General features: G+C 71.4%; 12 protein-coding genes. 5 read left to right on the top strand and 7 right to left on the bottom strand.

Annotation, left to right across the window (positions count from 1 at the left end; all coding sequences use genetic code 11):
* Positions 1-17 precede the first annotated feature (17 nt).
* Complete coding sequence (locus tag IE124_RS17655) at positions 18-1,727, top strand: sensor histidine kinase (protein WP_189508709.1); 1,710 nt, start codon at positions 18-20, stop codon at positions 1,725-1,727.
* Between the two features lie 211 nt (positions 1,728-1,938).
* On the opposite strand, the gene IE124_RS17650 is transcribed toward IE124_RS17655, so the two are convergent.
* Positions 1,939-2,823, bottom strand: a complete 885-nt coding sequence (locus IE124_RS17650) for a Cof-type HAD-IIB family hydrolase (protein WP_189508708.1) — start codon at positions 2,821-2,823, stop codon at positions 1,939-1,941.
* A 336-nt stretch (positions 2,824-3,159) separates the two neighbouring features.
* Here IE124_RS17650 and IE124_RS17645 point away from each other — a divergent pair, with 336 nt between their 5' ends.
* Positions 3,160-3,504 carry a DUF6083 domain-containing protein gene (locus IE124_RS17645; protein ID WP_229832530.1) on the top strand — a complete coding sequence of 115 codons (345 nt, stop codon included), beginning with the start codon at positions 3,160-3,162 and terminating at the stop codon, positions 3,502-3,504.
* 39 nt (positions 3,505-3,543) lie between these two features.
* Here IE124_RS17645 and IE124_RS17640 read toward each other — a convergent pair whose 3' ends face one another.
* The 6 genes from IE124_RS17640 to IE124_RS17615 form a co-directional block, all read right to left on the bottom strand.
* Complete coding sequence (locus IE124_RS17640) at positions 3,544-4,446, bottom strand: LLM class flavin-dependent oxidoreductase (protein WP_189508707.1); 903 nt, start codon at positions 4,444-4,446, stop codon at positions 3,544-3,546.
* 29 nt (positions 4,447-4,475) lie between these two features.
* A complete protein-coding gene (locus tag IE124_RS17635) occupies positions 4,476-4,928 on the bottom strand; it encodes a hypothetical protein (protein ID WP_189508706.1) in 453 nt (150 codons plus the stop codon).
* A 38-nt stretch (positions 4,929-4,966) separates the two neighbouring features.
* Positions 4,967-5,509, bottom strand: coding sequence for an RNA 2'-phosphotransferase (locus tag IE124_RS17630; protein WP_189508705.1), 543 nt, complete (start codon positions 5,507-5,509; stop codon positions 4,967-4,969).
* A gap of 115 nt (positions 5,510-5,624) precedes the next feature.
* Entirely contained in the window at positions 5,625-6,554 is a 930-nt protein-coding gene (locus tag IE124_RS17625) for a MerR family transcriptional regulator (RefSeq protein WP_189508704.1), read from the bottom strand.
* A gap of 155 nt (positions 6,555-6,709) precedes the next feature.
* Positions 6,710-8,548, bottom strand: a complete 1,839-nt coding sequence (locus tag IE124_RS17620; RefSeq protein ID WP_189508703.1) for an SDR family oxidoreductase — start codon at positions 8,546-8,548, stop codon at positions 6,710-6,712.
* Positions 8,548-9,393 (bottom strand): M24 family metallopeptidase, encoded by an 846-nt coding sequence (locus IE124_RS17615; protein ID WP_189508702.1) that lies wholly within the window; start codon positions 9,391-9,393, stop codon positions 8,548-8,550. The genes IE124_RS17620 and IE124_RS17615 overlap by 1 nt, the downstream gene beginning before the upstream one ends.
* Positions 9,394-9,645: 252 nt before the next feature.
* Between IE124_RS17615 and IE124_RS17610 the strand changes: the two genes are divergently transcribed.
* The 3 genes from IE124_RS17610 to IE124_RS17600 are packed head-to-tail and all read left to right on the top strand — an operon-like array spanning position 9,646 to position 12,427.
* Complete coding sequence (locus IE124_RS17610; protein ID WP_189508830.1) at positions 9,646-10,611, top strand: ABC transporter ATP-binding protein; 966 nt, start codon at positions 9,646-9,648, stop codon at positions 10,609-10,611.
* Positions 10,608-11,519, top strand: coding sequence for an ABC transporter permease subunit (locus tag IE124_RS17605; RefSeq protein ID WP_189508701.1), 912 nt, complete (start codon positions 10,608-10,610; stop codon positions 11,517-11,519). Before IE124_RS17610 ends, IE124_RS17605 begins: the two co-directional genes overlap by 4 nt.
* Positions 11,516-12,427 carry an ABC transporter ATP-binding protein gene (locus IE124_RS17600; RefSeq protein WP_189508700.1) on the top strand — a complete coding sequence of 304 codons (912 nt, stop codon included), beginning with the start codon at positions 11,516-11,518 and terminating at the stop codon, positions 12,425-12,427. Before IE124_RS17605 ends, IE124_RS17600 begins: the two co-directional genes overlap by 4 nt.
* Positions 12,428-12,436 lie beyond the last annotated feature (9 nt).

Genomic DNA, 12,436 nt, shown 5'->3' with positions numbered 1-12,436 from the left:
TAACTAGGCTCAGGCCCATGACCGCCGCAGCGTCCGACCCCTCGGACCCCCTGGAAGCCGCAACTCAGGCCACGCGCAGCCTCCAGGGGCTGTCCACGGAGCTCACCGCCCGCGTACCGCAGCTCCTGGAGGCCATGCGTTCGGTCGGTACGGGGCTCGAACTCCACTCCACCCTCGACCGGATCTGCGAGACGGCCGCCGAACTCGCCGACGCCCGCTACGCCGCGATCGGGGTCGTCGACGAGGAGGGCGAGGGACTCTCCGACTTCGTCACCTTCGGCGTCGACGCGGGTACCGCTCGCCGGATCGGGCGTCTCCCCGACGGCCACGCCGGGCTCCTCGGCGCGCTCATCCGCGACCCGCAGACGATCCGGCTCGCCGACCTGTCCACCGATCCCCGCGCGGCCGGCTTTCCGCCGGGGCATCCGCCGATGCGGACCTTTCTCGGCGTTCCCATCCGGGTCCAGGGCGAGATCTTCGGCAATCTCTACCTCGCCGAGAAGCACGGCGGCGAGTTCAACGACTACGACGTCCACATGGTCAGGGTGCTCGCCACGGAGGCGGGGATCGCCATCGGCAACGCCCGCCTCTACGAGGCCGCCCGGCAGCGCGAACGGTGGATCGACGGCTCGGTCGCCGTCACCACGGCGCTGCTCTCCGGCGGCGACGCGGACGACGCGCTCACGGTCGTCGCCGAGCAGGCGCGCCGGCTCGCCGACGCGGACGCGGGCATCGTGCTGCTGCCCGCCGAGGAGGGGGGCCTGGAGATCGTCGCCGTGTCCTCGCCCCGCGCCACCAAGTCGCTGGGCGTCGTGATCCCGCCGGAGAGCGCCGTGGTCGAGCAGCTCCTGAAGGGCGAGGCGGTCTTCGTGGCGGACGCCTCGACGGACCCGCGCATGATCAGCCGGCTGACCTCCGCGTACGGCCCGAGCATGATGCTGCCGCTGCAGAGCGGCGGGCGGGTCCTCGGCGCGCTCGCCACGCCCCGGGTGCGGGGCGCGCGCCCGTTCTCGGAGACGGAGCGGACGCTCGCCACGCAGTTCGCCTCGCAGGCGGCGCTCGCGCTGATGATGGCGGACGCGCAGCGGGACCGGGAGCGGCTCGCCGTCTACGAGGACCGGGACCGGATCGCCCGCGACCTGCACGACCTGGTCATCCAGCGGCTCTTCGCCACCGGCATGATGCTGGAGAGCGCCCAGCGGAAGTCGATCGTGCCGGCCGTGCGCGAGGGCGTGGGCAAGGCCGTGGACGAGCTGGACGTGACCATCCAGGAGATCCGTACGGCGATCTTCGCGCTCCAGCAGGGACCCGCCGAGGCTCCGTCGGGGCTGCGCACCCGTGTCCTGCGGGAGATCAACATGGCGGCCGTGCCGCTCGGTTTCAAGCCCGCGCACCGCTTCCTCGGCGTGATCGACTCGGCGGTCGGCGACCTCACCGGCAAGAACCTCATCGCCGCCCTGCGCGAGGCCCTCTCGAACGCCTTCCGGCACGCGGAGGCGACCCGGATCGAGGTCGTCCTCGACGCCACGGTCACGCTGCCCGACGGCTCGGCCGGTGTGCGGCTCTCGGTCGCGGACGACGGCGTCGGCATCCCGGCGGGCGGGCGGCGCAGCGGTCTGCGCAATCTGGCGCGGCGGGCCGAGTCGCTGGGCGGCGCGAGCTGGTGCGGGCCGGGCCTCGGGGAGGACGGCGGCGGCACGACGGTGGTGTGGGAGGCCCCGCTGTAGGCACGGGGCGACGGCGGCTGTACCGGGCTACGGGGGGGCGACGCTGGCCGTACTCGGCTACGGGGGACGGCGGCCGTGCCCGGATAAAGAGGGAACGCCGGCCGTGCCCGGTTACGGGTGAACGGCGGCCGTGCCCGGTTACGGGTGAACGCCGGCCGTGCCCGGCTACGCGGGAACGGCGGACGTACCCGGCAAGAGGTGGCGCACCCGGCTACGGGGTGGTGTCCCGCCGAGCCTCCAGCGCCTCCGCCACGAGTCGCTCGATGACGACCGCCACCCCGTCGTCGTTGTTGCCGACCGTGCTGCCGGAGGCGGCCGCGATCACGTCGGGGTGGGCGTTTCCCATCGCGTACGACCGGCCGGCCCAGCTGAGCATCTCGATGTCGTTGGGCATGTCGCCGAAGGCGGCGACCTCCTCGGCCGCGATGCCGCGCTCGGCGCAGCAGAGGGCCAGGGTGGAGGCCTTGGAGACGCCGAGGCCGCTGACCTCCAGGAGAGCCGTGGGGCTGGACCGGGTGAAGGAGGCCAGGTTGCCGGCGGCCTCCCTGGCCAGGGCCAGGAACGCGTCGGGGTCGAGCTCCGGGTGCTGCGCGAGCAGCTTGAGCACCGGGGCGGCGGCGCCGGGCGCCTCCTCGAAGAGGAGCTTCTCGGCGGTCGCGACGGTGGCGCCGGGGTCGAGGAAGAAGGGCGGGTACTTCGGCTCGTAGTGGATGCCGGTGGTGAGCTCGACCGCGAAGGAGGTGCCGGGCGCGGCGGCGCGCAGGGCCCGTACGACGTCGAGGGCGACCGGCCGCTCCAGCGGGCGGACCTCCAGGAAGGTGCCTCCCGCGTGGAGGTCGACGACGGCGGCACCGTTGGCACAGATGGCCATGCCGTGGCCGTGGACGTGGTCGCTGACGACGTCCATCCAGCGAGCGGGTCGGCCGGTGACGAAGAAGACCTCGATACCGGCCCGCTCCGCCGAGGCGAGCGCGGCGATCGTGCGCTCGGAGACGGATTTGTCGTCGCGCAGAAGCGTGCCGTCGAGGTCGGTGGCGATCAGCCGGGTCGCCGGAGTCACCGGAGCGGAGGGACGCGGAGAGCGGGGAGAGGTCACCGCACCATTGTTCCGCACCGGACGCACGGGCGTGCGAGGAGGTGCACATATGAGTACGCGAATTCGGCGCCCCGACCCGTCCCGGAGCGTCCTGATCTGGCCGTAAAACGCTCGTTCGGTTCTTGACGCGGCGGGGAAGACCCCAGATGAGCTGACGGCATCTCCAGGGGGTGGGGCATGGTCTCGGGCCGGCGTTGCGAGGAGTGCGAGGCCTGCGGTGCGCCGTACGGCATCTGGATTCCGAGTCTCGGGATGGCGCTCTGCGGGAGCTGTGAGCAGGCCGGAGCGGATCACCCGGCGCGTGATCCGGTTTTGGTCGGCGATGTCCTGGCGGGGATGACCGAGGCCGTGACGCGCGCGGCCCGCACCGGGAGGGCCGTGCCGGACGCGCGGAGCCCGTCGCCCGCGACCTGCGGTGCGTGCGGGGCGGACGCCGACTGGCACCGCACGGTGCGGGGGCGCTGGGTCATGATCGAGCCGGGGGAGCTGCCGACCCGTGTGGTTCCGGCGGGCAGCCGCTGGCGCGTCGCGGGCGACGGTACGGCGGTCAACCTCGGTCCCGCCGTACCGTCCGACACCTGCCGGGTCAGCCACTTCGACGTCTGCCCCGGGCGGCCCGCGCCGACCGGGGCACCGGTCCTGCTGGCCCTGCGGCGCGGGCACGCCCGGCGTGCGACGTGACCCCGGGGGCATCGGCGGGCCGCGGCGGTGGCGGGTGGCTCAGCCCAGCTGGGCGAGGGCCTCGGTGGCGATCTTCTCGAAGACGGCCTGGTCGGCGGCGAAGTCGGAGTCCGCGATCGGCCAGTGGATCACGATCTCGGTGAAGCCGAGGTCCCGGTGGGTGCCGGCGAAGTCGACGAAGGCGTCCAGCGACTGGAGCGGACGACCGCGGTCCGGCGTGAAGCCGGTCAGCAGGATCTTGTCGAGCTCGGACACGTTCCGGCCGGTGTCGGCGCAGGCCTTGCCGAGCTTCTCGATCTGGCCGCGCAGCGCCTCCACCGACTGCTCCGGGGTGCCCGTCTCGAAGATCTTCGGGTCACCCGTGGTCACCCACGCCTGCCCGTGGCGGGCGGCAAGGCGCAGCCCCCGCGGACCTGTCGCCGCGACCGCGAACGGCAGCCGCGGGCGCTGGACGCAGCCGGGAATGTTCCGGACCTCCTCCGCCGAGTAGAACGTGCCCCGCTCCGTCAGCGCGTCCTCGGTGAGGAGGCGGTCGAGCAGCGGCACGAACTCGCCGAACCGGTCGGCCCGCTCCTTCGGCGTCCACGCCTCCTGCCCGAGGGCGGTGGCGTCGAAGCCGTTGCCGCCGGCGCCGATGCCGAGCGTGATCCGGCCCCCGGAGACGTCGTCGAGCGACATCAGCTCCTTGGCGAGGGTCACGGGGTGGCGGAAGTTCGGGGAGGTGACGAGGGTGCCCAGGCGGAGCCGCTCGGTCGCCGTGGCGGCGGCGGTGAGGGTGGGCAGCGCACCGAACCACGGGCCGTCGCGGAAGGTGCGCCACGAGAGGTGGTCGTAGGTGTACGCCGTGTGGAAGCCCAGCTCCTCGGCACGCCGCCACTTCTCGCGGCCTCCCTCGTGCCAACGGTCGCGGGGCAGGATCACGGTGCTCAGACGCAGGCTCATGGTTCGAGCCTACGGCGGTCCGCGAAGGATCAGCGGACGTTGCGGTTCATCCAGGGGGTGAGCGAGCTGCCCGGGACGAGCTCCTTGTGCGTGGTGTCGCCGGGGAGCGGGACGACCAGCCACCAGCCGGGCGGGAAGAACCGGCCCTTCACGTGGGCGAGGCCGCCGAGGACGGAGCGGAGGAAGGCGGGGACCGCGTCGCGGGGCACATCGGCGAACTCGATGTTCTCGACGGTGATCCGTGCGTCGTCCTCGGGGAAGATCTGGACGGTGAGCGAGGGCGAGCCGCCCAGTTCGACATAGGCCTCGTGAGGCAGGGACCCGTCCGGGTCGAGGACCGCGAAGGCGCCGGAGGAGGTGCGCCGGGAGGTCTGGTCCGCTCCGATGTCGTCGGTCACCGTCATCTCCAGGTGGAACTCCTGGGCGATCTCGCGGATCGCGGTGACGGCCGATTCGGTCGTGGGCAGGTGCGGGTGTGCCATGGAGACGATCATGCCTGAGCCGTCGGGTGGCCGGGGCGTCAGGAGGGCAGGCGGAGGAATTCCGGCGGCACGGCGTCGGTCAGCCAGACCCCGTTGGCGCTGACGTGGAAGACGTGTCCCGCGCGGTGCATGGCGCCTGCGTCGACGCTGAGCACGATCGGCCGGCCGCGACGGGCGCCGACCCGGGTCGCGGTCTCCCGGTCGGGTGAGAGGTGCACGTGGTGGCGGGCCATGGGGCGCAGCCCTTCCGCACGGATCGCGGGAAGCCGGTCCGCGACCGTACCGTGGTAGAGGTACGCGGGTGGCTCGGCGACCGGCAGGTCCAGGTCGACCTCGACGGTGTGGCCCTGGCTCGCGCGGATGCGGGTCCCCTCGATCGCGAAGCGCTTCTTGTCGTTTGTCGCGACGACGTGGTCGAGCTCCTCGCGGGTGATCGGGAAGCCGTGCGCGGCCGTCGCCCCCAGGAGCGTGTCGATCTCGGTCCAGCCCTGCGCGTCGAGGACGAGACCGATGCGTTCGGGCTGGTGGCGCAGATGCTTGGAGAGGTACTTCGACACCTTCACCGTGCGTCGTTCGTCCATTGTTCTCCGATGAATTCAGGCGGGCATGTTTGATCCACAAGCAAAGCTGTTTATCCACAGGCTAGTTGGCGATTCTGTGGACAACACCTCAATTATTTCTGATTAATTGGTGGACTTAGCCCCTTTTTGGGTCATTTGAGGCAAGGGAGTCCAATGTCCTTTTCCCTACCTCCCGTTCTGTCGCGGCAGTGACGAAGGCGGCGACGGCGTCGACGCCAACGAGGCTCTGTACGGCACGGATCGTGTCGGCCGGAAGCGTCACCGAGCGGGGCTCTTCCTCCTTCGTGGGCGGGTCCTCGGGTGACAGGTGGAGCTGAAGGTGCCGGGTCGCCAACAGGCGCATCGCCCGAGCCAGTTCGGCGTCGACCGTCTGCTGGGCGAGCGGCCGAAGCCGCCGCACCATCGTCGCCGCCTCGGCCGCGTCCGCGTCCGTCGGCGGCCGGTGCTCCAGATAGCGGGCGAAGACGTGCTCGGTCGTGAACTCCAGGAAGCGGGAGGCGATGTGCTCGACCTGGTCGCGAAGTTCCCGCAGGTGACCGGTGATTGCCGGAAGCGGCACCCCGGCCGCGTACAACTCGACGGCCACGGCCAGCTCTTGTGGACTCGGTACGAGGTACTCCTCGGCCTCCCGGTCCGGCAGTCGCTCCAGTACGCCGAGCTCGACGGCCTCCCGGATGGCGTCCTCGTCCGGGGTGCCACCGAAGCGGGCGTCCAGCTCCGCGCGGGAGATCCGGGCGGCCTCCTCGTCCGTCCACGGCCCGTGGACCTCTGCGACCAGGCCGAGCACGCCGCCGAGGCCCCGGCCGGTGTCCCAGGCCTCCAGCAGCTCCTTGATCGAGGCCAGGGTGTAGCCGCGATCGAGGAGATCGGCGATCTGGCGCAGCCGGGCGAGGTGCGCGTCCCCGTACACGTTCGACCTGCCGCGCCGCTCGGGGCGCGGCAGCAGTCCTCGGTCCTGGTAGGCACGGATGGTCCGGACCGTGGCGCCGCTGTGATGCGCGAGGTCCTCGATCCGGTACTCCGGCTGTGCTGACTGCTCGGACAAACCCGCTCCCACCGCCCGCTTCCCGCACCCCGTCGCCGCGGGGCCCCTCCTGGGAGGGATCGTACGACCGCCCGGACAGGTCCGGCCCTCCCGCGTCACTCCGCCCCTTCCGCCCCCGCTCTCCGCGCCCGGCGGACGCGGAGGGCGGGACCCGCCTACGCGGGCGGCTGCCAGCGGGCGAACGCCCGCAGAGCGCCGGGGCTCAGCCGGGAAAGGGCGTGTATGCCCCGGGCCTCGGGGGTCACCGGGACGACGGCCCGGTCATGCAGGACCGCCCCGAGGATCGCGTCCGCGACCTTCTCCGGCGGGTAGTTCCGCAGGCCGTAGAGGCGGGACGCCTTCTTCTGGCGCCGGTTCTCCTCGGCGGCGTCCGTGACCCCCGCGAACCGCGTGGTCGCGGTGATGTTGGTGTTGACGATGCCGGGGCAGATCGCGGACACCCCGATGCCCTGGTCGGCCAGTTCGGCACGCAGGCACTCGCTGAGCATCAGGACGGCTGCCTTCGAGGTGCTGTACGCGGGCAGTGCCCGGGAGGGCTGGAAGGCCGCCGCGGAGGCGGTGTTCACGATGTGCCCGCCCTGGCCGCGCGCGGTCATCTGCGCGCCGAAGATCCGGCTGCCGTGGATCACACCCCACAGATTGACGTCCAGGACCCGCTTCCACTCCTCGCTCGTCGTCTCGAAGAAGGAGCCGGTGAGCCCGATGCCCGCGTTGTTGACCAGGACGTCGACGACTCCGTACTCGCTCGCCACCTTCGAGGCCAGCTTCTCCATCGCCTGCTCGTCGGAGACGTCGACCGTCTCGCCCCAGGCCTCGGGGGCGCCGATCAGCCGGGCCATCTCGGCCGTACGGCCCGCGCCCTCCGCGTCCCGGTCCACCGCCACGATCCGGGCGCCGGCCTCCGCGAACGCGAAGGCGGTGGCCCGCCCGATGCCGCTGGCGGCCCCGGTCACCAGGACCAGCTGCCCGCCGAACCGCTCCGCGTACTCCGGCTTCACCCCGCTCTTCGCCGCCGCGCCGGGCCGGCGCGGACCCGAGGCCCCGGCCGCCGGCTCCTCGTTGGCTCGGACGAAGTCGGCGATCCAGGCGGACAGCTGGTCCGGGCGCGTGCGCGGCACCCAGTGCTTGGCGGGCAGGGTGCGCCGGGTCAGGTCCGGCACCCAGGAGCCCAGGTCGTCGTAGAGCCGCTCGGAGAGGAAGGCGTCACCGGTCGGCGTGATCAGCTGCACGGGCACGTGCGCGTACGCGTCGGGACGCGGCCTGCCGAGCCGGGCGCGGACGTTGTCCCGGTAGAGCCAGGCGCCGTGCGCCGCGTCGCTCGGCAGCGAGGGCGTCGGGTAGTCGCCGGCGGGGACCTTCTCGACCCGCTCCAGGATCTTCGGCCAGCGCTTGCCGAGCGGCCCGCGCCAGGCGAGCTCCGGGAGCACGGGCGTGTGCAGCATGTACACGTACCAGGACTTGGCACCCTGGCCGAGGAGCTGCCCGACCCGGCGCGGGGTGGGCCTGGCCATCCGCTGCTTGATCCAGTGCCCGAAGTGGTCGAGGCTCGGTCCCGACATCGAGGTGAAGGACGCGATCCGGCCCTCGGTGCGCGGGACGGTGGCGAACTCCCAGGACTGCACCGAGCCCCAGTCGTGGCCGACGACATGGACCGGCCCGTCAGGGCTGACGGCGTCGGCGACCGCGAGGAAGTCGTCCGTCAGCTTCTCCAGGGTGAAGCCGCCGCGCAGCGGGGCCGGGGCCGTCGACCGGCCGTGGCCCCGGACGTCGTACAGCACCACGTGGTGCTCCTCGGCCAGGCGGGCTGCGACCTCCGACCAGACCTCCTTGGAGTCCGGGTACCCGTGGACGAGCACCACGGTCGGCCGGTCCGTGTCGCCTAGCTCCGCGACGCACAGCTCGACCCCGCCGGTGCGGACCCAGCGCTCCCGCGCGCCCTTGAGCCCGGCACTCTTTCCCGCGCCCGCGGGCCCTGCGCCCCTGAGCCCTGCCATCAGACCGCCCCCTCGTTCCAGCGCCGCACGTGCGGCAGATCGTCGTCCAGCCAGAACGCGCTCTGCTCGGGATCCTTCGAGTCGGTGACGACCAGGATCTCCTCGAACTTCGCGCCCGTACCCCGGAATCCGAGGTGCGGCTCGACCGCCCACAGCCCGGGCACGGGCGGGTGGTCGGAGAACGTGTACGGCGACCAGAGCGGCGACCATCCGTCCCGGTGGCCGTGGATCGTGTCGCTCGCCAGGCCCTTGAGCGCCTGGGTGCCGAAGCCGAAGAGGGTCGGCGACCAGCGACGCTCCTTCACCCGGTCGATCTTGTGGGCGATGACGCCGAAGGGGTAGGCCCGGTGCCGGTTCGCGTACCCCTGGCGGACCATGAGCCGGTCCACGTCCTCGTATATCTCACGCAGTGTGCGGCGCTCGCGGACCTCGCGCAGGATCAGCTCGCGGTGGTCGCGGAGGTCGGCGAGCAGCTTGTCGTGCAGGGGGTTGAGGCCCAGGCAGCCGCTGTAGCCGATGTCGGCGGTGTGGCCCTTGTAGACCGGCGCCATGTCGAGGATGAACGGCATCCCCGCCTCCAGGCGGCGGTTCGTCGGGAAGAACTGCAGGGGGATCTTGAAGTCGACGAAGGCCGTGCGGTCCCCGAACCAGGCGAACGGCCGGTGGAACCAGTCCCGCACCCCGCGCTCGTACAGCCACTCCCGCTGCATCCGGGCGGCCTCGCGCTCCGTCACGCCGGGCTTGAGCTGCGCCGCGACGGCTTCGGCGCACTCGTACGAGAGCCGCTGTACTTCCCTGAATCCCCTCAGCTCCGCGGAGAGTTCGCCTGTCACTGCTGAGCCCATGCCATCCGCCGTCCCGTGTGTGAGCGCCCGATCGCACTACGCGTCCGTAACTTGACACCGATGAATGTGACAATGCTCGGCGGCTGAGTCAAGAGGTCGGACGCCGGCCTGTGGAAAAGGCCGGGCCGCCGATTGTGGAAAAAGACTTTTGTCGCGACTTCCCTACGGGCTTGTACTCCTATGGTCGGAGAAGGATCGAGCCGTTGGGCTGACGACCGCTGTGGCGCACACCACTACGGTCGTACCGTGACTGTGATCGCGACCGAAAGCCTCAGCAAGCGGTTCCCCCGGGTGACCGCTCTCGACCGGCTCTCCCTGGACATCGGGCCCGGTGTGACCGGACTGGTGGGTGCCAACGGAGCCGGCAAGTCCACCATGATCAAAATCCTGCTCGGACTCTCCCCCGCCACGGAGGGCCGCGCCGAGGTGCTCGGCCTCGACGTCAGCACCTCCGGCGCGCAGATCCGCGAGCAGGTCGGCTACATGCCGGAGCACGACTGCCTGCCCCCGGACGTCTCGGCCACCGAGTTCGTCGTCCACATGGCGCGGATGTCGGGCCTGCCCCCGACAGCGGCCCGGGAGCGGACCGCCGACACCCTCCGCCATGTCGGCCTGTACGAGGAGCGGTACCGCCCCATCGGCGGCTACTCGACGGGCATGAAGCAGCGGGTGAAGCTCGCGCAGGCCCTCGTCCACGACCCGAAGCTGGTCCTCCTCGACGAGCCGACCAACGGCCTCGACCCGGTCGGCCGCGACGAGATGCTCGGACTGATCCGCCGCGTCTGGACCGACTTCGGCATCTCCGTCCTCGTGACCTCGCACCTCCTCGGCGAGCTGGAGCGCACCTGCGACCACGTCGTCGTCATCGACGGCGGGCAGCTGCTCCGCTCCAGCTCCACCAGCGACTTCACCCGGACCACCACGACGCTCGCCGTCGAGGTCACCGACTCCGACACCCACCCCGACGGGACGGGAGCGCTCCGCGCCGCCCTCACCGAAGCCGGTGTCGTGCTCCACCCGGGTGTGGAGGACGGCCTGCCGGGCGCCGGTCACATCCTGCTCCTGGAGGCGGCCGGCGAGGAGACGTACGACCTCGTGCGGGACATCGTCGCCGGTCTCGGCCTCGGTCTCGTCCGCATGGAGCAGCGCCGCCACCACATCGCCGAGGTCTTCCGGCCCGAGACGCCCCCGCGGCACGAGGAGGTGCAGGCCCGATGAGCACCCAGCTGCCCCGCCCCTCCCAGGCCGCTCCCGACACGACGCAGATCCACAACATCGGCTACCGGTCCTACGACGGCCCGCGCCTCGGCCGGGCCTACGCACGCCGGTCGCTCTTCTCGCAGTCCCTGCGCGGCGCCTACGGCCTCGGCCGCAGCGCCAAGTCGAAGGTGCTGCCGATGCTGCTCTTCGCGGTGATGTGCGTCCCGGCGCTGATCATCGTCGCGGTCGCCGTGGTCGCGAAGCAGTCCAAGCTCTCCATCGAGTACACCGAGTACGCGATCTACCTCCAGGTCGTCATCAGCATCTACCTGGCCTCGCAGGCGCCCCAGTCCGTCTCCCGGGACCTCCGGTTCAGGTCGGTGTCGCTGTACTTCTCCCGCCCGATCGAGCGCTCGGACTACGTCCTCGCCAAGTTCGGCGCGATGGCCTCGGCGCTCTTCGTCCTCACCGCGTCCCCGCTGCTGATCCTCTGGATCGGCTCGCTGCTCGCCAAGCTGGACTTCGCCGAGCAGACCAAGATGTTCGGCCAGGGACTCGTCTCCGTGACCCTGCTCTCGCTGCTCTTCGGCGGCATAGGCCTCGTCATGGCGGCCCTCACGCCCCGCCGCGGCTTCGGAGTCGCCGCCGTCATCGCCGTCCTGACCGTCTCCTACGGAGCGGTGTCCACCCTCATGGGCATCGCCTACGTCACGGAGAACCAGGACGCCATCCAGTGGCTCGGCCTCTTCTCGCCGATGACCCTCATCGACGGTCTGCAGACCGCCTTCCTCGGCGCGCCCAGCGCCTTCCCCGACGGTGGGGGCCCGGGCGCCGGTGTCGGTGTGGTCTACGTGCTGGTCGTCCTCGCGCTCATCGCCGGTTCGTACGGCATCCTGATGCGCCGCTACCGAAAGGTCGGGCTGTGACCACCCTCCACATCGACCACGTCTCCCGCTGGTTCGGAAACGTCGTGGCCGTGAACGACGTCACGATGTCGGTGGGCCCGGGCGTCACCGGCCTCCTCGGGCCGAACGGCGCCGGGAAGTCCACCCTGATCAACATGATGGGCGGCTTCCTCGACCCGTCCACGGGCAGTGTCACGCTCGACGGACAGAAGATCTGGGGGAACGAGTCCGTCTACCGCCAGATCGGTGTCGTCCCCGAGCGGGAGGCGATGTACGACTTCCTCACCGGTCGCGAGTTCGTCGTGGCCAACGCGGAGCTTCAGGGCCTCGGAGCCAAGGAGGCCCAGGACGCCCTGGCCACGGTCGAGATGGAGTACGCCCAGGACCGCAAGATCTCCACGTACAGCAAGGGCATGCGGCAGCGCGTGAAGATGGCCTCGGCCCTCGTGCACCAGCCGTCCGTGCTCCTCCTGGACGAGCCGTTCAACGGCATGGACCCGCGCCAGCGCATGCAGCTGATGGACCTGCTGCGGCGGATGGGCGCGGAGGGCCGTACGGTCCTGTTCTCCTCGCACATCCTGGAGGAGGTCGAGCAGCTCGCGTCCCACATCGAGGTGATCGTGGCCGGACGGCACGCGGCCTCCGGCGACTTCCGCAAGATCCGCCGACTCATGACGGACAGGCCGCACCGCTACCTCGTCCGCTCCAGCGACGACCGGGCCCTTGCCGCCGCGCTGATCGCCGACCCGTCCACGGCCGGGATCGAGGTCGACCACGCGGAGGGCGGACTGCGCGTCCAGGCGGTGGACTTCGGGCGGTTCACGGAGCTGCTGCCCCAGGTCGCGAAGGACCGGGGCATCCGCCTCCTGACGGTCTCGCCCTCGGACGAGTCCCTCGAATCGGTCTTCTCTTACCTCGTCGCGGCCTGAAAGGAGCCT

This window comes from Streptomyces narbonensis, from assembly GCF_014649015.1.
GTDB classification, from domain to species: Bacteria; Actinomycetota; Actinomycetes; order Streptomycetales; family Streptomycetaceae; genus Streptomyces; species Streptomyces narbonensis.
Note: the sequence above shows the minus strand (reverse complement) of the source record. Positions and strands in the feature narration are given on the sequence as shown.